This is a genomic window from Pseudomonas sp. FG47 (assembly GCF_057809115.1).
In genome coordinates this window covers 1-23,458 of sequence record NZ_JBMDJI010000054.1, presented here as the reverse complement: position 1 = coordinate 23,458, position 23,458 = coordinate 1, and the positions used below count along the sequence as shown (strand labels likewise).

Here is a 23,458-nt window from a genome sequence, read left to right as displayed (position 1 = left end):
GAACCTTAACCGGTGTCCAAAATTACTTGACCAGATCAAGGCCGCTCCTACAGGGATCGCGCGAGACTGAATACCCATTTAGATCTTCCAGCTATTACCTTCATATCCAAATGGTAGAAACCAAAGTGCCATTAATCAGGAAGGCTTAAGCCTGCATTCCTATACTCCAGCAGGAACAGTCTCCATCCGTGCTTTTTGGGGACGAGTGAAGACTCGACGAAGAGGCCTGCAATGGAGTGGCTGGGACTGCAATTGTTCGCCGAGCTACCGGCGACCGGACAGATCATCCTCGACTGCCGACACAACCCCTTCCTGGTGCTGCTCGCCTATGCCGTGGCCTGCGCCGCCTGTTTCGCCACCCTGGACATGGCCGAGCGCCAGAGCCACTGCGAAGACCGCATGGCACGCCGACAATGGCGGGTGCTGGGCGCCTGCTGCCTGGCCGGCGGCATCTGGGCCATGCACTTCATCAGCATGCTGGCCTTCCAGGCCCCGCTGGAAATCCACTATGACGCCCCGCTCACCGGCCTGTCGCTGCTGATCGCCCTATGCGCCGCGTGGCTGGCGATGAACAGCCTCGATCGCAGCCACATGCACCTGCGCCACTACCTGCAAACCGCGCTGTTCATCGGCCTGGGCATCAGCGCCATGCACTACACCGGCATGGCCGCGCTGCAGACCAGCGCCCAACAGTACTACCAGACTGGCCCGCTGCTGGCGTCCATCGCTATCGCCATCGCCACCAGCCTGGTGGCGCTGCTGATGGCCCGCTATTTTCACCAGGGCAGTGGCACCATGCACCTGCTGCTCAAGTACGGCGCCAGCCTGCTGATGGCCGGCGGCATCGTGCTGACCCACTTCACCGGCATGACGGCGATGACCCTGGTGATCCCCAGCGAGACCGCGCTGCGCCTGCCCAGCGTGGACAACAGCCTGCAATTGGCGCTGACCATCGCCTTCATCACCCTGCTAATCAGCGGCAGCAGCATCAGCGCCGCCCTGGCCGACAAGAAGCTGCAAAGCAAGGAGCACGACCTGCGCCGGGTCAACGTGCTGCTCAGCCAACTCGACCAAGCACGGGTGTCATTGCAGCAGGCGGCCCATTACGACGCCCTGACCAACCTGGTCAACCGTCGCGGCTTCAACCAGGTGTTCGCCGAGCGCCTGGCCGAACAGGCGGCCCACGACGGCATGCTGGCGGTGATGTTCCTCGACATAGACCACTTCAAGCGCATCAACGACAGCCTCGGCCATGCCGCGGGCGACGAACTGCTCAAGGTGATCGCCGGGCATATCAAGGCCGCCACCCGCAGCCAGGACTTGGTCGCCCGCTTTGGCGGCGACGAGTTCTGCATCGTCACCAACCTCAACAGCCGCGACGAAGCCCGCCACCTGGCCCAACGCATCATGCAGCGAATGAAGGAGCCCATCGACCTGGCCGGCCGGCGCATGGTAATGACCACCAGCATCGGCATCAGCATCTTCCCCGACGACGGCCTGAGCACCGAAGAGCTACTGAAGAACGCCGACCTGGCGCTGTACCAATCCAAGGGCTGCGGGCGCAACAACCTGAACTTCTTCAACGACGGCCTGAAAACCCGCGCTACCCTCGAACTGCAACTCGAGGAGGAGCTGCGCGTGGCACTGTTCGAGGAACGCGGCCTGTGCGTGCATTACCAGCCGATCTTCGACCTGCGCAGTGGCCAGGTGGCCAAGCTCGAGGCGCTGGTGCGCTGGCAGCATCCACAGCATGGCCTGCTCAACCCGGAACGGTTCATCTGTATCGCCGAGGCCAACGGCCTGATTGCCGACCTCGACCTGTGGGTGCTACGCCGCGCCTGCGAGGACCTGGCCCAGCTCAACCGGCATGGGTATGGCGAGCTCAAGGTCACGGTGAACTGCTCGGCGCTGACCCTGGGCCGCGAGGAGCTGGCCACGGAAGTGGAAATGGCGCTGTTCCAGGCCGGGCTCACCGCGCGCCAGCTGGAACTGGAAGTCACCGAGAACGCGTTGATGGGCGATATCCAGCACACCGTCAGCCTGCTCAAGCGCATCCGCGCCATGGGCGTGGCACTGTCGATCGACGACTTCGGCACCGGCTACTCCTCGCTGGCCTACCTCAAGCGCCTGCCGCTGGACGTGCTGAAGATCGACCGCTCGTTCATCCACGAGGTGCCGGGCAGCCAGAAGGACCGCGAGATCGTCCAGGCGATCATCGTCATGGCCCACACCTTGCACCTGAAAGTGGTCACCGAAGGCGTCGAGACCGTCGAGCAACATGAGTTCCTCGCCAGCCACGGCTGCGACTTCCTGCAAGGCTACCTGCTCAGCCGCCCGGTGCCGCTGGCCGAATTGCGGCCAGTGCTCGAGCGACTCGACCGCCAGGCCTGTGCATTCAGTCCTTGTTGCGATACAGCGCTACCAGGGTCGCCGGATCTTTTTCCAGATACCCCTGGCTACCGTGCAGGCGCATCAATTGCGCGGCGAGGGCACTGAGCGGAGTCGCCGAGCCCCGCTCGCGGGACAGTTTCACCGCGCCGTCGAGGTCCTTGAGCAGGGTACGCACATGCCACTTGACCGGCTCGAAGCGGCTTTCGGCCATTTGCGGGGCGAGGATCTGCAACGGCTTGGAGTCGGCGAAGCCACCGGCCAGGGCCTCGGCAAGCAACCGTGCATCGACCCCTGACTGCTCGGCCAAAGCCACCACCTCGGCAATGACCAGGGCGTTGCAGGCGACGATCATCTGGTTGCAGGCCTTGGTCACCTGGCCGGCCCCCACCGCGCCCATGTGCGTGACCCGCTGGCCCAGGGTCAGCAGCACCGGCCGCGCCCGCTGCAGATCGCTCGCCTCGCCGCCGACCATGATCGCCAGGCTGCCGGCCTCGGCACCGGGGGTGCCGCCAGACACAGGTGCATCGAGCCAGGCCATGCCACACAGCGCCGCCAGTGTCGCGGCCATCTCCCGGGTTGCGCTCGGCTCGAGGCTGGACAAATCCACCAGCAGTTGACCGCTGCGCCCGCCCTGGGCAATGCCCTGTTCACCGAAGACCACCTCGCGCACCACCGCCGTGTCGGCCAGGCACAGCAGCACCATGTCCACCGCCGCGCACAGCTCGGCGGGGCTGCTGGCCAAGCGCGCGCCGGCGGCGACCAGCTCGGCGCACTTGTCCGGGCTGCGGTTCCACACGGTCAGCGGGTAGCCGGCCGCCAGCAGGCGGCGGCACATCGGCAGCCCCATCAAGCCGATCCCGGCGAACCCCAACGAAGGCAAGGCAGTACTCATGAGCAACTCCAGATTAAAGAAGCGTGACAAACGGACGATGCAATGCGGGTGCGAGGCAAAAACCTTAGTCGCGCTAAGGAAAACCCCTATCGCATGAGAAAAAGACGCACTGATAAAGTCGCGAAATTTCCCGTGATGGCCAGATGACATGCATCACCGGGAAGCCAATCACTTCAGGCAAATGGCGCACTATGACCTCTACGAACACTTCTGCCAATGCGGTCCCCGAGTCGTCGCTCAGCCCCACTTCGCTGACCGCGGGCAGCAACCGGGACCTTCCCGCCGCCCGCAGCCTGCCCGCGCAGCAGTACCTGTACTTCACCGAGCAGGACATCCAGCGCATCCTCGACAATCTCGACGGCCTGCGCGACCTGGTGTTCCCGCCCAACCTGCATGTCGAGGACGAGGACCAACTGCGCCTGGAGCAGCAGTTCCCGTCGGTGTGCCTGATCGGCCTGGGTCGTTGCGGCTCGAACATCGCCCTGGACGTGGCGGAGCTGGTATACAACGCCCGCACATTCTTCCTCAACGAGTACAACAACGAGGACCGCTTCAAGGGCGAAGCGGGCTACAGCCCAGCGCGCTGGATCCGCCAGAACCTGCGCCTGGTACAGAACAAGGCGGCCAAGCCGGTGTTCCTGGTCGAGCCGCTGGTGATGCTCGGCGACCTGGACAAGGACATCGCCGGGCGTATCCGCTTCTCGCGCAAGGGCGAGCGCGGCGGCTTCCTGCGCGACTACAGCAAGATGAAGATCATGGACCTGTCCGAGGTGCATGCCGGCGGCGCCGGCAACGCGCCGATCCTCGGCCAGTACCTGGCCAAGATCATCCTCAACAAGGACACCCAGCGTTTCTCCAGCGCCGACTGGAAGCTGATCCACTCGTACCTGATCGATTCCTGCGGCATCAAGGCCAACCAGTCGCGCCTGTATTTCTACATCTTCAGCGCCGGCGGCGGCACCGGCTCGGGCATGGCCTCGGAGTTCGGCCTGGCCCAGCAGTACTCGTACATGAACAAGACCTTCGACACCAAGCCGGCCGACGAGAACGACGGCAAGAGCGGGCATTCGTTCGTCTTCGAACCGATCTTCACCAGCGGCATCTGCGTGCTGCCCAACGCCTCCGATCACCGCAGCGAAATGTCCGAGGCGCTGCACATCAACGCCGGCCGCCTGCTGTGCAAGTACCTGTCGGAAGAATGGGACTTCTCGTACAACTTCGACAATGAAGACAGCAGCGAAGCCAGCGTCATGGGCCGCATCCGCCCGTGGAACGCGATGATGCTGATTTCCAACGACATCATGCGCTACGCCGAGGAGAGCGACGACGGCACGATCCAGAACATCGACGTCAACGCCATGGAGAAGCACGCCAACCAGTACATCTCCCAACAGATCTTCAACATCCTCACCGCCCAGGCGGTGACCACCGACTACGACCAGAACTACTTCCGCCGCGCGGGCATCGACATCGGCGAGACCATCCGCCTGGACGCCAACGACCTGTTCATGAGCCTGGCCGGCCCGGTGGCCATCGCCTATGCCGAGTCGGTGGTGCCGGAAGTGCCGCCTGCAGGGTCGGACAAGTTCAAGGTGTTCGAGCGTGAACAGCCGCGCCTGGACATCGACGACCTGTTCTTCCGCTCCATCGACCTGCCGCACTTCAACAAGCAGACCCAGGCCATCGAAGGCATCAGCCTGCTGCCGATCGAGTCGCGCCGCTACCGCGCCGCGCTCGAGCAATACCAGGCCTCGGGCTACGACGCCGCGGCGCTGCACGACCTGCACTTCTTCAAGAACTGCTCGTCGGTGGTGTCGATCGTCTCCCTGCCCAAGGACTACAAGCTGTCGTACATGGACCTGAACCGGCTCAAGACCCACCTCAACAGCCTGTTCCCCAACACCACGCTCAAGCGCTACGCGCTGGTGATCGGCGCCTCGGCCAACCTGTCGCTGACCACCCTGATCGCCAAGAGCCCGTGCCTGTCGGACGACTTCCTGACCTTGATCGTGGCATTCATCAAGCGTTGCTTCGCGCGTAATCCGTACCGTTTCGACGACACCATGGACAACGCCATTCTCGAGTTCATCACCAGTGAGCACTTCGACGAGGCGCGCATCGATGACCTGCTCAACGAGTTCGAGAACCCGGCGAAGATCCTCGACACCAACTGGTATGCGATCAAGCCGATGTACGAGAAGAAGTACCGCGAACTGATCAACGACAAGAGCCGCTTCGTCTCGATCAACGACATCCGCCTGTCGCGCGAGTGCGTGAAGAAGGCGGTGAAGTACCTGCGCGAGATCTTCAGGCACCGCATCGGCAAGACCCGGGTCATCTCGCTGAACAGCCATACCGGGCGCGTGGATTACTGACATCATCCGGGCGCGCTTCGCTCCCCTTTCGCGGCACAGGCCGCTCCTCCAGGAAATCGCGTAGTCCTGTAGGAGCGGCCTTGTGCCGCGAATGGGCTGCGCAGCAGCCCCAGTTACGTATTCCGTAAACTGTTACCGCCCCGCCGAATCACCCCGCCACTGTTACCAACTTCCACCTTACGTGAGCGTCAACGCGCACCAGCACGATGCATCTGCGCGTTATCACGCACTAAAAAAGCGCGTGCTTATTCCGCTTTCTTCGCCTGGATCACGATGAACGGCGAAACCACCACCGCCCAGATCTCTGGATCGCGGGTTTGCAGCTCGAGTGCCTGTTCAGCAGAGACCGGCCCGACAGTGCCATCATCGCGCCACTTGGCGAAGATCTCGCGGCGATTCTCGGCCATTGCCTCGGCAACGGTGATCAGGTCGAGGGACGGATCGACCCAAATCAGGTCACCCTTGGCCCAGAAACGCTCCAGGGCTTTCCACTCGATGACGGCAGTCTCACCGAGCAATTTGGCATAGAGGGTGCTTACTTGATCAGTCATGGGTTACCTGCGCAAAGATCGGCCAACAAAAAGGCCGGCATTTTTGCAGAAAAACCCGGTTTCAAATACGTAATTTGGTCGATCCGGCCCGAGTTTGTGGGGACGGGCCGAAGATGCAGGCAAATTGATGGCGCTTTTCTGTATCTTTATGTCGATCAGGCGACACCCCTGGAAACAGACGCTTTTCGCCCGCTTTTCAAGCGCTCGGACAGCGCTCTACACTGTACCGGTACAGTTCCGGGACATGTTCCGGGGGAAGGTGGGGCCGGCGCATTGGCGTAGCCAGTGCGCAAGTCCCGCCCGGTCTGTAGCCCTGACCTCAGGTCTATAAGAATTACAACAGAATGAGTGGAGCACTATGATCAAGATTTCCAAGCTGTTCGCCGCAATGGTTCTGGCCGGGGTTGCCAGCCATTCGGTTGCCGCCGACACCATCAAGATCGGTATCGCAGGTCCCAAGACCGGCCCGGTCACGCAATACGGCGACATGCAGTTCACCGGCGCCAAACAGGCCATCAAGGACATCAACGCCAAGGGCGGCGTCGATGGCAAGATGCTCGAAGCCAAGGAATACGACGACGCGTGCGACCCTAAACAGGCCGTGGCCGTCGCCAACAAAGTGGTCAACGATGGCGTCAAGTTCGTCATCGGCCACCTGTGCTCCAGCTCCACCCAGCCTGCGTCCGACATCTACGAAGACGAAGGCGTGATCATGATCACCCCCGCCGCCACCTCCCCGGAAATCACCAGCCGTGGCTACAAGCTGATCTTCCGCACCATCGGCCTGGACAGCGCCCAGGGCCCAGCCGCCGGCAACTACATCGCCGACCACGTCAAGCCGAAGGTCGTTGCGGTGCTGCACGACAAGCAGCAGTACGGTGAAGGCATCGCCACCGCGGTCAAGACCACCCTGGAAGGCAAGGGCACCAAGGTTGCCGTCTTCGAGGGCCTGAACGCCGGTGACAAGGACTTCTCCTCGATCATCCAGAAACTCAAGCAGAACAACGTCGACTTCGTCTACTACGGCGGCTACCACCCAGAACTGGGCCTGATCCTGCGCCAAGCCCAGGAAAAAGGCCTGAAAGCCAAGTTCATGGGCCCGGAAGGCGTGGGTAACGACTCCATCTCGCAGATCGCCCAGGGCGCCTCCGAAGGCCTGCTGGTCACCCTGCCGAAATCCTTCGACGCCGACCCAGAGAACAAGGCCATCGTCGACGCCATCAAGGCCGACGGCAAAGACCCGAGCGGTCCGTTCGTGTTCCCGGCCTACTCCGCCGTCGAACTGATCGCCGGTGGCATCAAGGCGGCCAAGTCCGAAGACACCGACAAGGTGGCAGCCGCCATCCACGCCGGCACCTTCAAGACCCCGACCGGCGAGCTGTCGTACGACGAGAAAGGCGACCTGAAGAACTTCAAGTTCGTTGTCTACGAGTGGCACTTCGGCAAGCCGAAGACCGAAGTCTCCCCTCAGTAACTGCGTGACTAATAGCTGACCGAGAAGCCCACTGTGCGAGCAGTGGGCTTTGTTTTACGAGGTTCTATGGGCCCGATCCCCGTGATCCGGGGGCCGGCTCACCTGAAAATCTTAAAACCGTCACCCGCGGTTTCCTGGCTGTGCCCGCACAACGATCACGTGGCGAAGACCGCGAGAACAAGGGCCCGGGCCTCCCCCGCCAGCGAAATGCAAATCAGGTTTTTAGGAGCGCTGTAATGCCTGAGATCTACCATTTCCTACAACAACTGGTTAACGGATTGACCATCGGCAGTACCTACGCGCTGATCGCCATCGGTTACACGATGGTGTACGGCATCATCGGCATGATCAACTTCGCCCACGGCGAGGTGTACATGATCGGTTCCTACGTGGCCTTCATCGCCCTCGCCGGGCTGGCCATGATGGGCATCCACTCGTTGCCGATCCTGATGACCGTGGCCTTCGTCGCCACGATCTTCGTCACCAGTGCCTACGGCTACAGCATCGAACGGGTCGCCTACCGGCCGCTGCGCAACAGCAACCGGCTGATCCCGCTGATCTCCGCCATCGGCATGTCGATCTTCCTGCAGAACACCGTCCTGTTGTCGCAGGACTCCAAGGACAAGTCCATCCCCAACCTGATTCCCGGCAGCTTCTCGTTCGGCCCGGGCGGAGCGGAGGAAGTGCTGGTCTCGTACATGCAGATCCTGGTGTTCGTGGTGACCCTCGTCGCCATGACCTGCCTGACCCTGTTCATCTCCCGTTCCCGCCTGGGCCGCGCCTGCCGCGCCTGTGCCGAGGACATCAAGATGGCCAACCTGCTGGGCATCAACACCAACAACATCATCGCCCTGACCTTCGTCATCGGCGCCGCCCTGGCGGCGGTGGCGGCCGTGCTGCTGAGCATGCAGTACGGGGTGATCAACCCCAACGCCGGTTTCCTGGTGGGCCTGAAGGCCTTTACCGCGGCGGTACTGGGCGGCATCGGCAGCATTCCGGGCGCCATGCTCGGCGGGCTGGTGCTGGGCGTGGCCGAAGCGTTCGGCGCCGACATCTTCGGCGACCAGTACAAGGACGTGGTGGCATTCGGTCTTTTGGTTCTTGTCCTGCTGTTCCGGCCGACCGGCATCCTGGGCCGCCCGGAGGTTGAAAAAGTATGAACAGAAATCTCAAACAGGCGTTCTTCAGCGCCTTGCTGGTCTGGGCCGTGGCCTTCCCGGTACTGGGCCTGAAACTCAGCATCGACGGCATCAGCCTGATCGTGCACAGCCAGGGCTCGTTCACCATCAGCATCATCGCCGCGTGCTCGGTCCTGATGTTCCTGCGCGTGCTGTTCGACAAGCAATGGAGCGCGGTGATGGGCCGGCGCTCGGAGCGCAAGCTGGTACCGCCTTCGGTGAGCAACTTCCTGACCCTGCCGAAAACCCAGCGCTGGGTGATCATGGGGCTGATCGTGGCCGCGCTGATCTGGCCGTTCTTCGGCTCGCGCGGCGCGGTCGACATCGCCACGCTAATCCTGATCTACGTGCTGCTGGGCCTGGGCCTGAACATCGTGGTCGGCCTGGCGGGGCTGCTCGACCTGGGTTACGTCGGCTTCTATGCCGTCGGCGCCTACAGCTACGCGATGCTCTCCCACTACCTGGGCTGGAGCTTCTGGGTGTGCCTGCCGATCGCCGGCCTGATGGCCGCCACCTTCGGCTTCCTGCTCGGCTTCCCGGTGCTGCGCCTGCGCGGCGACTACCTGGCGATCGTGACCCTGGGCTTTGGCGAGATCATCCGCCTGTTCCTGCGTAACCTCACCGACTGGACCGGCGGCCCCAACGGCATCAGCAACATCCCCAAGCCGGAGTTCTTCGGCCTGACCTTCGAACGCAAGGCCGCCGAGGGGATGCAGACCTTCCATGAGTTCTTCGGGCTGCAGTACAACTCGATCAACAAGGTCATCTTCCTCTACCTGGTGGCCCTGCTGCTGGCCTTGCTGGCGCTGTTCGTCATCAACCGCCTGCTGCGCATGCCGATCGGCCGCGCCTGGGAAGCACTGCGCGAAGACGAAATCGCTTGCCGCGCGCTGGGCCTGAACCCCACCGTGATCAAGCTCTCGGCGTTCACCCTGGGGGCCTGCTTCGCCGGTTTCGCCGGCAGCTTCTTCGCCGCCCGCCAGGGCCTGGTGACACCGGAATCGTTTACCTTCATCGAGTCGGCGATCATCCTCGCCATCGTCGTGCTGGGCGGCATGGGCTCGCAATTGGGCGTGATTCTCGCGGCCATCGTGATGATCCTGCTGCCGGAGATGATGCGTGAGTTCAGCGAATACCGGATGCTGATGTTCGGTGCGCTGATGGTGTTGATGATGATCTGGCGTCCGCAGGGGCTGCTGCCCATGCAACGTCCGCACATGGAGCTGCCTCGATGAGCCGCGAAATTCTGCAAGTCAGCGGCCTGAGCATGCGCTTTGGCGGCTTGTTGGCGGTCAACGGCGTGGCCCTGACCGTCAAGGAAAAACAGGTGGTGGCACTGATCGGCCCGAACGGCGCCGGCAAGACCACGGTGTTCAACTGCCTGACCGGCTTCTACAAGCCCAGCGGCGGCACCATCCTGCTCGACGGCCAGCCGATCCAGGGCCTGGCCGGCCATCAGATTGCCCGCAAGGGCGTGGTGCGAACCTTCCAGAACGTGCGCCTGTTCAAGGAAATGACCGCGCTGGAGAACCTGCTGATCGCCCAGCACCGGCACCTCAATACCAACTTCTTCGCCGGCCTGTTCAAGACCCCGAGCTTCCGCCGCAGCGAAAAAGAAGCCATGGAGCGCGCCCAGTACTGGCTGGAGAAGGTCAACCTGACCGAGTTCGCCAACCGTACCGCCGGCACCCTCGCCTATGGCCAGCAACGGCGCCTGGAAATCGCCCGCTGCATGATGACCCAACCGCGGATCATCATGCTCGACGAACCGGCCGCCGGCCTGAACCCCAAGGAGACCGAGGACCTCAAGGCCCTCATCGCCTACCTGCGCGAATCGCACAACGTGACCGTGCTGCTGATCGAGCACGACATGAAGCTGGTGATGAGCATTTCCGATCACATCGTGGTGATCAACCAGGGCACGCCCCTGGCCGACGGCACGCCCGAAGAGATTCGCGGCAACCCGGATGTGATCAAGGCCTACCTGGGGGAGGCGTAAATGCTGAAGTTCGAGAACGTTTCCACCTTCTACGGCAAGATCCAGGCGCTGCACAGCGTCAACGTCGAGATCAACCAAGGCGAGATCGTCACCTTGATCGGCGCCAACGGCGCCGGCAAGTCGACCTTGCTGATGACCCTGTGCGGCTCGCCCCAGGCGAGCAGCGGCAGCATCAAGTACCTGGGCGAGGAACTGGTCGGCCAGCCGTCCTCGCACATCATGCGCAAGAGCATCGCGGTGGTGCCGGAAGGCCGCCGCGTGTTCGCCCGCCTGACTGTCGAGGAAAACCTGGCCATGGGCGGTTTCTTCACCAACAAGGGCGACTACCAGGAGCAACTGGACAAGGTCCTGCAGCTGTTCCCACGCTTGAAGGAGCGCTACATCCAGCGTGGCGGCACCATGTCCGGCGGCGAGCAGCAGATGCTCGCCATCGGCCGGGCGCTGATGAGCAAGCCCAAGTTGCTGCTGCTCGACGAACCGTCCCTGGGCCTGGCACCAATCATCATCCAGCAGATCTTCGACATCATCGAACAGTTGCGCCGCGATGGCGTGACCGTGTTCCTGGTCGAGCAGAACGCCAACCAGGCACTGAAGATCGCCGACCGCGCCTACGTGCTGGAAAACGGCAAGGTGGTGATGCAGGGTACCGGTGAAGCGCTATTGACCGACCCTAAGGTGCGCGACGCCTACCTGGGTGGTTGATCGATCAAAGGGCCTTCGGGCCCTTTTTTCTGCCTGTTGAATTCGCTGTTGGCGTGGCCCGTGCAGGAGCCGGCCTTGCCGGCGAACACCGGCGTAGCCGGTGCCATCCACCGAGGCGCCTGATTCGCCAGCAAGGCTGGCTCCTACGCCACGACTCGTACACTGCTCTTGCCCCTCTTGTCGTCACCCCACAGGCTCGGTAACGTGGCCGGCACTTTTTGCCCGAACACCGGAGCCCGCCCCATGCGCCTCACCCCATCCCTGCTGCTCACCGCCCTGCTGCCGCTGTTCGCCGGCTGCCAGATGCTGGCCGAAAAACCAGTCGACCCGAACCTCGGTAGCACCCGCCTGCAGGGCGAACTGAGCGCAGCCGGCGGCCACCTGCTGTTCAAGCCGTGCCGCGAAAGCCGCCGCTTCATCATCAAGGACGCCGCCGGCACCGGCATCCTCCAGGAAGCCGCCAACCTGGCCGACGACGCCGGTGACAAGCTGTTCGCCGATGTCCGAGGGCGCATGACCGGCAGCCAGCAAGCCGGCAGCGATGGCCAACTCGAGGTGACTCGCCTGTACCGCCTGGAAACCTCCGAATACAGCGGCTGCGAAGACCCCAACTTCAAGCAGCTGACCCTGCGCGCTGGTGGCAACGAGCCGGACTGGGACATCAAGGCCAGCGGCAAGGGCATGGTCCTCAACCGCGTTGGCGAGCCGCCGCTGCCGCTGCCCTACCTGGAAGAAGCACTGCCCGGTGGTAGCCTGAGCCTGTCCAGCGAAGCCAATGGCCAGCGCGTCGAGTTGTGGGTCGCGCCGCAGCGCTGCGTCGACGGCGCCACTGGCGCCATCCGCCACCTCAAGGCCGAACTGCGCATGGACGGCAAGACCCTGCAAGGCTGCGCCTACTACGGTGGCGCCCGCGATCTCTGACCGCTGGGTGCTTTTATCCTGCCAGTCTGGGTGGCGAACAGCTTATACTTGGCGGTTTGTGTAAAGCCGCCGGCCGCCCATGGCCGGGATACTGGACCCTGCCATGCTACGAATCACCGAACTGAAGCTGCCCCTGGACCACTCCGACGACGAGCTGCGCACGGCCATCGTCCAGCGCCTGGGCATCGACGACGCGCAACTGCTCGGTTTCACCCTGTTCAAGCGCAGCTACGACGCCCGCAAGAAGAACAGCGAATTGCTGTTCATCTACACCATCGATCTGCAGACCAGCAACGAAGCCGAACTGCTGCGCCGTTTCGCAGATGACAGCAAGGTCGGCGTCGCCCCGGACGTCAGCTACAAGTTCGTCGGCCAGGCCCCGGCCACCCTGCAGGAACGCCCGATCGTGGTCGGCTTCGGCCCTTGTGGCATCTTCGCCGGCCTGCTGCTGGCACAGATGGGCTTCAAGCCGATCGTGCTCGAACGCGGCAAGGAAGTGCGCCAGCGTACCAAGGACACCTGGGGCCTGTGGCGCAAGAGCGTGCTCAACCCCGAGTCCAACGTGCAGTTTGGCGAAGGCGGCGCCGGGACCTTCTCCGACGGCAAGCTGTACAGCCAGATCAAGGACCCGCAGCACCATGGTCGCAAGGTGCTGGAAGAGTTCGTCAAGGCCGGCGCCCCGGAAGAAATCCTCTACATCAACAAGCCGCACATCGGCACCTTCCGCCTGACCAGCATGGTCGAAAAAATGCGTGAGGAAATCATCACCCTGGGTGGTGAGGTGCGCTTCGAGCAGAAGGTTACCGATTTGCTGGTGGACGGCGAACAGCTCACCGGCGTGGTGCTGCAAAGTGGTGAACAACTGCATTCGCGCCATGTGGTCCTGGCCCTGGGCCACAGCGCCCGCGATACTTTCCGCATGCTGCACGCCAAGGGCGTGTTCATGGAGGCCAAGCCATTCTCGGTGGGGTTCCGTATCGAGCACCCGCAGTCGCTGATCGACAAGGCGCGCCTGGGCAAGTATGCCGGCCACCCGAAACTCGGCGCCGCCGACTACAAGCTGGTGCACCACGCCAAGAACGGTCGTTCGGTGTACAGCTTCTGCATGTGCCCCGGCGGCACCGTGGTCGCCGCTACCAGCGAGCCGGGCCGGGTGGTCACCAACGGCATGAGCCAGTACTCACGTAACGAACGCAACGCCAACTCCGGCATCGTCGTTGGCATCGACCCTGAGCGCGACTACCCGGGCGGCCCGCTGGCCGGTATCGAGCTGCAGGAGCGCCTGGAGGCCCACGCCTACGTGATGGGCGGCAGCAACTACCAGGCCCCCGCGCAACTGGTTGGCGACTTTGTCGCAGGGCGCCCGTCCACCGCGCTGGGCAGCGTCGAGCCGTCGTACAAACCGGGCGTGACCCTGGGCGACCTGGCACCGAGCCTGCCGGACTTCGCCATCGAGGCGATCCGTGAAGCGCTGCCGGCCTTCGATCGCCAGATCAAGGGCTACAACCTGCATGACGCGGTGTTGACCGGGATCGAGACGCGCACCTCTTCGCCACTGCGTATCACCCGTGATGCCAGCTTCCAGAGCCTCAACCTCAAGGGCCTGTTCCCGGCAGGTGAAGGCGCAGGCTACGCCGGTGGCATCCTTTCCGCCGGTGTCGACGGGATTCGGATCGCCGAAGCGGTGGCACGGGATATTCTCGGACTTAACGACTAACCCGATCGCCTTTTACAGGCAAAAAGAAACCCCGACACGGCCAAGCCGGTCGGGGTTTTCTTTTCAAGCGAGCTGTCAGTGAGTGACGCGGCTGGTGCCGTCGACAGTCATGATGCGAACACGCTCACCCACACGGAAGATTTCGTTCTGCTGCACTTGCTGCACGTAGGCGCGCATGCTGCCGTCGTCTTCACGCACGGTGATCTCGACACCTTGGGTGCGGGTCAGACCTTCTTCAGCGGCGGAACCAGCCAGGCCACCGGCCACGGCACCAATCACCGCGGCAACGATACTGCCACGACCACCACCTACCGCACTGCCGGCGACACCACCGACAATGGCGCCTGCGCCACCACCGATCGGGGTCTTGGTGCCTTCGATCTTCACCGGACGCAGGGATTCGATGGTACCCATGCGTACGGTCTGCACGCGGCGGGCCTCATCACGGGAGTAGCTGTCGCCGGTCAGCGACGATTGGCAGCCGCCCAGCAGCAGCGACACAGTGGTGAAGCTAGCCAGCAGCAAAGCGGATTTACGCATGGGTCAATCTCCATAAGACAGGTGTCCATTAGACTCCGCGCATTGACAGGTGTCACGGCGCAAACGTTATAAAATTGTTTTCATTCAGCTCAGGTACAGCCGTTGCTGGCTGAATCGCGGGCCTACAGGTGAGACCAAGGATAGCCATGGATTACTTCATCGTCGTCGTAGTGACTATCGCCGGCCTGTATTTTCACGGCTGGCTGTATGTGCGCATGCGCCGTTGGATGGACCGGGACCTGGCGCTGTCGCTGGCCGGGGAGGATCCGGCGAAGCGGGATTTCATGCTCAAGCTACTGGAGCGGGCGCGGGTGGAGAAGGTGCGGCGCAAGGAGTTGGCGGCGTGGCTGGAGCGGGAAGCGGCGGGCTATCGGTAATGCGTGGGCTGCTTTGCAGCCCATCGCGGCACAAGGCCGCTCACAAGGGTTACACGGTTCCTGTAGGAGCGGCCTTGGCCGCGATGGGCCGCGCAGCGGCCCCGCATATCACGGCGCCAGGCGCTCGCGCAGCCACTGGCCATCGACCAGCCGGTAGTTCAGACGGTCATGCAAGCGACTGGCCCTTCCCTGCCAGAACTCGATGCGCTCCGGCACCAAACGGTAACCGCCCCAGTGCTCCGGGCAATGCGGCTGGGTATCGGAGAAGCGTGCCTCGGTGGCCTTGACCAGCCCCTCAAGCTCCTCGCGATCGGCAATCACCCGGCTCTGCGGCGACGCCCAAGCGCCCAGGCGGCTGCCCAATGGGCGTACCTGGTAGTAATCGTCCGACTCCTTGGCCGTGACCTTCTCCACCCGACCTTCGATGCGTACCTGACGCTCCAACGCCGGCCAGAAAAAGGTCATCGCGGCAAAGGGATTGGCCGCAATGTGCTGGCCCTTGGCACTTTGGTAATTGGTGAAGAAGGTGAACCCGCGCGTATCCAGGGCCTTGAGCAACAGCACCCGGCAATGCGGGCGACCGTCGGCATCGACGGTCGCCAAGGTCATGGCGTTGGCTTCCACCGGTAGCTGCTCGGTCTTCACCGCATCGGCGAACCAGTGATGAAACAGCGCGAACGGCTCCCCCGGGGCCTGGGCTTCGGCCAGGCCATCACGGGTGTAGTCGCGGCGCATATCGGCCAGGGATTGGGTCATGACTGCGTTTCCTTGACGATCAGTTGGTCTTCGCAGGGCTGTTGGCGGCGACTTTCTTGTCGGTGGCGGCCTTCTTCGCGGCGGGCTTGGCCGCAGTGGCTTTCTTCTTCGCGGTGGTGCTGGCCTTGGCCGGGGCCTTGGCTTTGGCGGCCGGCTTCTTCGCCGCAGGCTTGGCAGCGGCCTTGGCGGCTGGTTTGGCGGTAGCGGCCTTGGCTGCCGGCGCCTTGGCGTCTTGCACCGCGACCATGGCGGCCGGCGTCGGCGCCGGTGCGGCCTGCTGGTACTTGGCCAGCAGCGCGACCATGGTGTTCTGTGGGGTCAGCAGCAGTTCGACGCGGCGGTTCAGGGCGCGGCCCTCGGCGCTGTCGTTGGCAGCGCGCGGCATCACCGAGCCCATGCCCTTGAGCATCAAGCGGTCACGCTGCAGGCCGCTGAGGCGGAAGATCGCCGATACCGAGGCGGCACGCTCGAGGCTGAGCTTCTGGTTGGCGGCGCTGGCACCGCTGCTGTCGGCGTGGCCGAGGACCAGCACGGCGGTCTTGCTGTCGGTCTCGACGACCTTGGCCACCTGGGTGATCGGGCCAAGGGTGACCGGCAGCAGCATGTTCGGACGGTCCGGGTTGTACGAACTGTCCACTGGGATGGTCACGGCCAGCACGTCCTCGCGGCGCTCCAGTTCGAACTTGCTGCCCTTGATGGCCTCGCGAACCTTGGGTTCGTATTGGTCGAGCCAGGCCTGGGTGGCTTTCTGGTCGATCTTCGGCACGGCCGCGACCTTGCCCTGCTTGTCGTCGCCACCAAACGGCCACCACCAGCGGCTGCTGCTCTCGGACTTGGCATCGGCCTTGGCGACCTTCTCGACCACGGCCTCTTTCACTTCCTGATCGGCGACCTTGTCCGAGCCGAACGGCCACCAGTTGAGTGCGCTGTCCTTGGACGAGTCCTGTGAATGGCTGGCGCAGCCGGTCATGGCCAGGCACAGGGCGAGTGCTAAGGTTTTATGTGAAGACATCAGCGATACACCATGAAATAGAAAGAAATTTTGCCCATACGCGTCAGGCGTTGACATTGAGGATAGTCAAAGGGTCCGAGCAATACCCGCGTTACCCGATCAAAGGCAGCTGCCAAGGGTGCGCACCAGTCGCTGTGCGCGCGGATCCATCAGCACGTAGGGGCCCAGGGTATTGGTGACGAAGCCGAAGGCAACGTCGTGTTCGGGGTCGGCAAAACCGACCGAGCCACCTGCGCCTGGGTGGCCGAAGGCGCGGGCGCCCAGCCCGAAGGTGGCATTGGCCACATCCGGCTGGTCGAGCATGCAGCCCAGGCCGAAGCGGGTCTGGGTCAACAGGGTACGGTCCTGGCCGAGGCTGTGCTCGCGGGTCAACTCGTCAAGCAGTTCGGATTCGAGCAGGCTGCCGTCGAGCAGGCCGGCGTAGAAACCCGCCAGACTGCGGGCGTTGCCGTGGCCATTGGCCGCCGGCTGCTGCATGCGCCGCCACTCAGGCTTGTTGGTGCTGGTGAGGATGGCCGGAGGATTGGTGAAGGCCCGGGTCGACAGCGCCTCGGGTTCACGCATCGTTACCTGCAGCAGGCGCTGGGCCGCGGCATCGCCAGGGTTGCCCTTGCCGCGGGCGATATGCGCCACGCGGTGGAATTCTTCATCCGCCAGGCCGACATGGAAGTCCAGGCCCAGCGGCTTGGCAGTACGAGCGACGATGGAGTCACCCGGGCCACGGCCGTCGGCGCGACGGATCAGCTCGCCGATCAGCCAGCCATAGGTGATGGCGGCGTAGCCATGCTCGCTACCAGGGTTCCACCAGGGCGCTTCGGCGGCCAGGGCGTCGACCATCGCCTGCCAGTCGTACAGGGCCTCGGCCGGCAGCAGTTCGCGAATGGCCGGCAGGCCGGCGCGGTGGCTGAGCAGTTGCCGCAAGGTCACCTGCTCCTTGCCGGCCTGGGCGAACTCGGGCCAGTAGCGGGCCACGGGCGCGTCGAGGGCCAGCTTGCCCTCGCCCACCAGTTGCAGGGCGGTGACGGCGGTGAAGGTCTTGGTGCAGGAGAACAGGTTGGCGATGGTGTCGTTGTGCCAGGCCTCGCGGCCGTCCTTGTCGGCACTGCCGGCCCACAGGTCGACCACGGTTTGCCCGCCGACCTGGATGCACAGCGCGGCACCACGCTCCTGGGGATCCTCGAACAACGCGGCGAATGCCTCGCGCACCGCCTCGAACTTCAGCTCATAGTGACCCTGGATCTGCACCCGACTACCTCTCTGCACGGCCTGGCTTGCAAAAGCGTGCATTGTTTCAGTAGTTGGCCAATTTGCCTACTGGAGATGGCTGGGTGGTTGTGGGGTTGTTCTGATATTACCGGGAGCGACCCGTTCACCGACAAGGCCAGCTCCTACAACAGCGCCAGCCTGCGAAACCTGCAGGCACCAGCCTTGCTGGCGAAAGGGCCTGGCGCCGCTAGTGTGCAGGCTTGCTGAACGCAGCAAGCGCTTGTCGGTTGCTGCGACGCACCGCTTCGACGAAACCCGCGTAGGGCACATCGGTGATCGCCACCAGCCCCAAGTGCCCATTCTCGCCATCGAGCAGGCGCCCGCTGGCGGGTTGATCCAGGTACTGGAACCAATGCGCGCCGACGATCATCGGCTGGGCCAAGGCGGCCTTGAGGAAATTGGCATACGCCGGGCCACGGTCTTCCTCGCGGGCCACTTCCAGCGGACCAGGCCAGAACGGGCCACGGTCACGGGAGCCGAACTGGAACTCGGACACCAGCACCGGCTTGTCCAGCTCGGCCAGGCGGGCGAAATCGTAGCCGTCCTCAGGCTTGAGGGTATAGAAGTTGAAACTCAGCACATCGCAGAACTCGGCGCAGGCCTTGACCGCCTCGGGCGTGCTGACCGCGTAACGGCCACCCAGCAGCAGGTGATTGGGCGCATGCCACTTCAGCGCATCGGATATGGTCTTGAAGTAGGTTTCGGCGAACACCTGCTGGAAATACTGGTAGTCACGCTCGATTTCCGGGTGCTCGGGGTTGGGCAGAGGCGCCTCGAAACCTGGGTCTTCCATCAGTTCCCAGGCGGTCAATTCGATACCCCAGGCCTTCGACAACCCGGCCTGGTTGCGGTACTTGTCACGCAACTGCTTGAGGAAGGCACGCTTGGCCGGCACGTCGGTGGTCAGGCGCAAGGTGCCGTAGGCCAGGCCATAGCGGGCCTTGGGATCGTCGCCCGGCGCGGCCCAGGCCAACTCATTGTCGGCAAAGTAGCCAATCAGCCAGGGGTCGTCGCGGTGATCGCGGGCGGCGATGGCCACGGCGCGCTCGGTGGCCATGGCGAAACGCGGGTCGAACGGGTCAGGCATGCGGCCCCACCAATCCATGCCGGTGCTGATGCTGGCGTAATCACCGACGATCGACAGCGCCAAGGTATAGGGCAGGCGCTTGGCCTGGCCCAACGCCGGGTCGCTCCAGTTGCCCAGGGTATTGAAGCCCCAGGCTTGCAGGCGATCGAGGGTATGGCCCTGCCAGCGGGGCGCATCCACCACCAAGGGTGGGCACGCCGCTGCCTGGTCACCTTGCTCGCAGGGTTTGCCGTAGGTGCGCTGGAGATTGCTGGCATAGAAGTCGAACCAGCGCCCCTGCTTGAAACCACGGCCCAGGGACGAAGCATTGCCATCGTCATTGTTGCCCTGGCCATAGAACGCCGCCAGCGCGTCGCCTTCGCCCGGCAGGGCCTTGAACATGCCCTCGCGTCCGGCGACATAGGTGCGCCCGCCGTCAGCGGCCACGGCATTGACGCCCAGCGAATAAAACGGGTGCCCGTCCGGGGTCACCAGGTACCAGCGGCCCTCGCGCTTTTCGCTGCGGAAGAAGCCCTTGGCCTCGAACACCGGGCCCGCCAGCACGCCGCCGTAGGCATCCAGCTTAAGCGTATCGCGCTCGGCCAACCAGGCCTTGAGTTGCGCCTGCTCGCGGGTGGCGGCAGCCTTGAGCTGCTCGTCGTTGACGATCTTTTCCGGCCAGCGTCCGCGGGTTGACTGGCCGTAGCCATCGATCAGCTCGGCATAGGCGGCCTTGAAGGCCAGGTCGTCATCCTGCACGCCGACTTTCTCGATCAGCAGGCTCTGGGCCACCTTCGGCCCCGGGATGCTCAGGCTGAGCGAAGTGATCTGCGCCAGGTCCGCTTCCCCTTCACTGCTGGTCAGCAGCAGGCGTTGGCCCTCGAAAACCCAGGGCATCGGCGGCCCGGCGCGCATGCCCTGGCTCAGCGGCGAGCTGGCCTTGAGCGGGACCATCACCGTCTGCGCCGGGCCGGCCGGCAGGTCGATCCGGCTGGTGAGGGTCCGCCCGTCACTGCTCTGGATCGTCACATTGACGGTCAGGGCCCAATCCATGCCGCTTTGCAGGCGCAAGGTCAGGGCCTGCCCGGCCGACCAGTCCCAGGCTCCACTCTGCGGGGCCAGGCGCAAGGTCGGCTGCGCCACCGGGTTGAACACCACCCGTCGCAATACCTCGCCTTCGGCTGTCTGTTCCGCGTTGTACTGCGGCAACGTGGCGTCCTGGGTGGTCACATTCACCACCGACGCCGGGCGCACGAAACTGAACAGCGTCTGTTGCGCGGCGAGCAAGGGCGCGCTGAACAACAGGATGAACATCACAGGCAGGGTACGGCGGATCATAGGGCGGTGGCTCTCCTTCAGAGCCCGTCACGGGCTCCAGATCGAGTAATGGACAACGGGTGGCGCGTCTGGCTCAGGCAGTCAGCCGATTTCCCGTCGGAACGGCGGCAGTGCATTGAGAATAGCCTTGCCGTAGCGTTGGGTGACCAGGCGGCGGTCGAGCAAGGTGATTACCCCGCGGTCCTGTTCGGTACGCAACAGGCGACCGCAGGCCTGGATCAGGCGCAGCGAGGCGTCGGGCACGGCGATTTCCATGAACGGATTGCCGCCGCGGGCCTCGATCCACTCGGCCAGGGCCGCCTCGACCGGGTCGTCCGGCACGGCGAAGGGGATCTTGGCGATCACCACGTGCTCGCAGTAAGCGCCCGGCAGGTCGACCCCTTCGGCGAAGCTGGCCAGGCCGAACAGCACGCTGTGCTGGCCGTCGTCGACCCGCGCCTTGTGTTTATTGAGGGTCTCCTGCTTGGACAGGTTGCCCTGGATCAGCACCAGTTTGCGCCAGTCGCGGTCCAGGCCGTCGAATACGTCTTGCATCTGCTTGCGTGAGGAGAACAGCACCAACGCGCCACGGGCGTCCTCGACGATGGCCGGCAGCTCGCGGATGATCGCCGCGGTGTGGGCGGTGGCATCACGCGGGTCGGCACCCAGATCGGGCACCCGCAGCAGGCCGGCGTCGCCGTGCACGAATGGGCTGGGTACCACGCACTGCACGGCATCGCGGGGCAGGCCCGAACGCATGCGAAAGCGATCGAACTTGCCCAGCGCGGTCAAGGTCGCCGAGGTCACCAAGGCGCCATGGGCGACGTTCCACAAGCTCTTGCGCAGCATCTCGGCGGCCAGAATGGGGCTGGCATTGACCTCGATGTCGAACAGCGCGCCGCTCTCGGCCAGAGTCAGCCAGCGCGCCATGGGCGGGTTGTCCTCGGGGTCTTCGGCGGTGAAGGCGGTCCACAGCTCCCAGTTGCCCTGGGCGCGGGTCACCAGGCTGCCGAACAGCGGGTACCACTCCTCGGCCTGGTGGCTGGCGATGCCGATGTTGTTCTCGCCGTCCATGCCTTCCTTGAGCAGGTCGGCCAGGCGGGTGAACAGGTCGTTGAGGCGGGCGAAGCCTTTCTTGAGCTCGATACCGACTTCGCGGATCTGCTCGGGCACCACGCCGCCTTCGAAACGGTAGCGCGGGCGGTCACGGCCTTCCATGTCCTCGCCGACGCGGAAGTCCGCCACCTGCTCGCACAGGGTGAACATGAACTGCTGCTGGGTACGCACCTCGCGGGCCAGTTCCGGCACCTGCTCGATGTACTTGCCCAGGTCGCCCGGCAGCGGGTGCTGGGCCAGCAGCTTGGTCAGGTTCTTGGCGGTCTGTTCCAGCCAGTCGGCGGTGGAGCGCAGGCGCGAGTAATGGGCGAAGTGGCCGATGGCCTTGTCCGGCAGATGGTGACCTTCGTCGAACACATACATGGTTTCGCGCGGATCGGGCAGCACCGCGCCGCCGCCCAGCGCCAGGTCGGCCAGGACCATGTCGTGGTTGGTGACGATCACGTCGACCTTGCCCATGCCTTCACGGGCCTTGTAGAACACGCACTGCTGGAAGTTCGGGCAATGACGGCCGGTGCACTGGCTATGGTCGGTGGTCAAGCGCGCCCAGTCTTGGTCCTCGATGGCTTCCGACCAGCTGTCGCGGTCGCCGTCCCAGCGGTTGCCGGCGAGCTTCTCGATCATGCTGTTGAACAGCTTCTGGCTGCGCTCGTCGACTTCGATATGGAAGCCTTCTTCCTCGAACAGCTGCGCGGTGGCCGACTGGGCGTGGCCTTCCTGCAGCAGGATGTCGAGCTTGGACAGGCACAGGTAACGGCCCCGCCCCTTGGCCAGGGCGAAGCTGAAGTTCAGCCCGCTGTTGCGCATCAGGTCGGGCAGGTCCTTGAAGACGATCTGCTCCTGCAGCGCGACGGTGGCGGTGGCGATCACCAGGCGCTTGCCGGCGGCCTTGGCGGCGGGGATCGCGGCGAGGCTGTAGGCGACGGTCTTGCCGGTACCGGTGCCGGCCTCGACCGCCACCACGGCGGGCTCGCCCGCACGACGGCCTTCGTCGTCGCAGGCGATGTCGCCGAGCACCTTGGCCACTTCGGCGATCATCAGGCGCTGGCCATAGCGTGGCTTGAGGCTTTTGGCTTCGAGGAAACGCGAATAGGCGCCCTGGATGGTGGCTTTGAGTTCGTTGCTGATCATGGTCTGCGGGCGCCCGGAGGGCTGGATATATTTTCAGTGTTTCGCATGGGCCGGCTATCATACCCCGCTATTGCCCTTTGTGCCCCATGGAGATCTGGATGCTTGCCTTTGCCCTGCCCTATACCTTGCATGTCCTGGCCGCCCTGGTGTGGGTCGGCGGGATGTTCTTCGCCTGGCTGGTGCTGCGCCCGGCCACGGTTGCCGCCCTCGAAGGGCCGGCGCGGCTGCGCTTGTGGGTGGAGGTTTTCCAGCGGTTCTTCAGATGGGTCTGGCTGGCGGTGGCGGTGCTGGCTGTCAGCGGAGTCGGCATGATCCACCTTCGCTTTGCCGGGTTCGAGACTGCGCCTCGCTATGTACAGGTGATGATTGGCGGGGGGATTGTCATGTTTGCGTTGTTCATGCGGGTTCAGGGGTTGTTGTTGCCCGAGTTGCGGGCGGCGGTTCAGGCCGAGGATTGGGCTGTCGGCGCTGGGGTGCTGGGGCGGATTCGGCGGTTGGTGGGGGTTAATTTGTTGATTGGGGTGTTGGTGGTGGGGGTGGCCAGTTCTCGGGCTTGGGTTTGAGGGTTCGGGTTCGGGTTCGGCTAGATCATTGTTTTGATATTTATGAGCACATTCATAGGTGATGTCGACATTTAGTCACCTTTTCGCCCTTACGGCGACCTACTTTTGCACGCG

General features: G+C 63.9%; 19 protein-coding genes. 11 read left to right on the top strand and 8 right to left on the bottom strand.

All coding sequences use genetic code 11. The features are described 5' to 3' along the window. Positions 1-231 precede the first annotated feature (231 nt). The gene (locus ACODS5_RS23340) at positions 232-2,496 is read left to right on the top strand and encodes a putative bifunctional diguanylate cyclase/phosphodiesterase (protein WP_134693763.1); all 2,265 of its coding nucleotides are present in this window, start codon (positions 232-234) and stop codon (positions 2,494-2,496) included. On the opposite strand, the gene ACODS5_RS23335 is transcribed toward ACODS5_RS23340, so the two are convergent. Then, positions 2,396-3,283, bottom strand: a complete 888-nt coding sequence (locus ACODS5_RS23335) for an NAD(P)-dependent oxidoreductase (protein WP_134693762.1) — start codon at positions 3,281-3,283, stop codon at positions 2,396-2,398. The two genes, ACODS5_RS23340 and ACODS5_RS23335, sit on opposite strands and share 101 nt — an antisense overlap. A gap of 191 nt (positions 3,284-3,474) precedes the next feature. Between ACODS5_RS23335 and ACODS5_RS23330 the strand changes: the two genes are divergently transcribed. Next, positions 3,475-5,658 carry a hypothetical protein gene (locus ACODS5_RS23330; RefSeq protein WP_134693761.1) on the top strand — a complete coding sequence of 728 codons (2,184 nt, stop codon included), beginning with the start codon at positions 3,475-3,477 and terminating at the stop codon, positions 5,656-5,658. A 245-nt stretch (positions 5,659-5,903) separates the two neighbouring features. Here ACODS5_RS23330 and ACODS5_RS23325 read toward each other — a convergent pair whose 3' ends face one another. Then, positions 5,904-6,209 carry a DUF2288 domain-containing protein gene (locus tag ACODS5_RS23325; RefSeq protein WP_134693760.1) on the bottom strand — a complete coding sequence of 102 codons (306 nt, stop codon included), beginning with the start codon at positions 6,207-6,209 and terminating at the stop codon, positions 5,904-5,906. A 358-nt stretch (positions 6,210-6,567) separates the two neighbouring features. Between ACODS5_RS23325 and ACODS5_RS23320 the strand changes: the two genes are divergently transcribed. The 7 genes from ACODS5_RS23320 (at position 6,568) to ACODS5_RS23290 (ending at position 14,200) form a co-directional block, all read left to right on the top strand. Continuing rightward, complete coding sequence (locus ACODS5_RS23320; protein WP_489109761.1) at positions 6,568-7,683, top strand: branched-chain amino acid ABC transporter substrate-binding protein; 1,116 nt, start codon at positions 6,568-6,570, stop codon at positions 7,681-7,683. Positions 7,684-7,919: 236 nt separating this feature from the next. Next, positions 7,920-8,843 carry a high-affinity branched-chain amino acid ABC transporter permease LivH gene (gene livH, locus ACODS5_RS23315; protein WP_028692119.1) on the top strand — a complete coding sequence of 308 codons (924 nt, stop codon included), beginning with the start codon at positions 7,920-7,922 and terminating at the stop codon, positions 8,841-8,843. Next, on the top strand, positions 8,840-10,096 hold the full coding sequence (locus ACODS5_RS23310) for a high-affinity branched-chain amino acid ABC transporter permease LivM (RefSeq protein ID WP_134693758.1): 1,257 nt from the start codon (positions 8,840-8,842) through the stop codon (positions 10,094-10,096). Before livH ends, ACODS5_RS23310 begins: the two co-directional genes overlap by 4 nt. After that, the gene (gene livG / locus ACODS5_RS23305) at positions 10,093-10,860 is read left to right on the top strand and encodes a high-affinity branched-chain amino acid ABC transporter ATP-binding protein LivG (protein WP_023631159.1); all 768 of its coding nucleotides are present in this window, start codon (positions 10,093-10,095) and stop codon (positions 10,858-10,860) included. Before ACODS5_RS23310 ends, livG begins: the two co-directional genes overlap by 4 nt. Continuing rightward, positions 10,861-11,562, top strand: coding sequence for an ABC transporter ATP-binding protein (locus ACODS5_RS23300; RefSeq protein WP_023631160.1), 702 nt, complete (start codon positions 10,861-10,863; stop codon positions 11,560-11,562). Between the two features lie 243 nt (positions 11,563-11,805). After that, positions 11,806-12,483, top strand: coding sequence for a COG3650 family protein (locus tag ACODS5_RS23295; protein ID WP_489109760.1), 678 nt, complete (start codon positions 11,806-11,808; stop codon positions 12,481-12,483). A 103-nt stretch (positions 12,484-12,586) separates the two neighbouring features. Further along, positions 12,587-14,200 (top strand): NAD(P)/FAD-dependent oxidoreductase, encoded by a 1,614-nt coding sequence (locus ACODS5_RS23290; protein ID WP_489109759.1) that lies wholly within the window; start codon positions 12,587-12,589, stop codon positions 14,198-14,200. 75 nt (positions 14,201-14,275) lie between these two features. Here the strand turns inward: ACODS5_RS23290 and ACODS5_RS23285 are convergent, their stop codons facing one another. After that, a complete protein-coding gene (locus tag ACODS5_RS23285) occupies positions 14,276-14,740 on the bottom strand; it encodes an outer membrane lipoprotein (protein ID WP_023632818.1) in 465 nt (154 codons plus the stop codon). A 146-nt stretch (positions 14,741-14,886) separates the two neighbouring features. On the opposite strand from ACODS5_RS23285, the gene ACODS5_RS23280 reads away from it, so the two are divergent. Then, positions 14,887-15,117 (top strand): hypothetical protein, encoded by a 231-nt coding sequence (locus ACODS5_RS23280; protein WP_028692125.1) that lies wholly within the window; start codon positions 14,887-14,889, stop codon positions 15,115-15,117. A 108-nt stretch (positions 15,118-15,225) separates the two neighbouring features. Here the strand turns inward: ACODS5_RS23280 and pdxH are convergent, their stop codons facing one another. From pdxH to dinG, 5 genes are all read right to left on the bottom strand, one after another. Then, positions 15,226-15,873, bottom strand: a complete 648-nt coding sequence (pdxH, locus tag ACODS5_RS23275; protein ID WP_489109758.1) for a pyridoxamine 5'-phosphate oxidase — start codon at positions 15,871-15,873, stop codon at positions 15,226-15,228. A 19-nt stretch (positions 15,874-15,892) separates the two neighbouring features. Next, positions 15,893-16,885: an OmpA family protein gene (locus ACODS5_RS23270; RefSeq protein WP_489109757.1), complete on the bottom strand. Its 993-nt coding sequence runs from the start codon at positions 16,883-16,885 to the stop codon at positions 15,893-15,895. 99 nt (positions 16,886-16,984) lie between these two features. Beyond that, entirely contained in the window at positions 16,985-18,130 is a 1,146-nt protein-coding gene (locus ACODS5_RS23265; protein WP_489109756.1) for a serine hydrolase domain-containing protein, read from the bottom strand. Positions 18,131-18,338: 208 nt separating this feature from the next. Then, positions 18,339-20,555, bottom strand: a complete 2,217-nt coding sequence (locus tag ACODS5_RS23260) for a beta-agarase (protein ID WP_489109755.1) — start codon at positions 20,553-20,555, stop codon at positions 18,339-18,341. Between the two features lie 81 nt (positions 20,556-20,636). Continuing rightward, entirely contained in the window at positions 20,637-22,781 is a 2,145-nt protein-coding gene (gene dinG / locus ACODS5_RS23255) for an ATP-dependent DNA helicase DinG (RefSeq protein WP_489109754.1), read from the bottom strand. 98 nt (positions 22,782-22,879) lie between these two features. Between dinG and ACODS5_RS23250 the strand changes: the two genes are divergently transcribed. Beyond that, positions 22,880-23,344, top strand: coding sequence for a CopD family protein (locus ACODS5_RS23250; protein ID WP_489109753.1), 465 nt, complete (start codon positions 22,880-22,882; stop codon positions 23,342-23,344). Positions 23,345-23,458 lie beyond the last annotated feature (114 nt).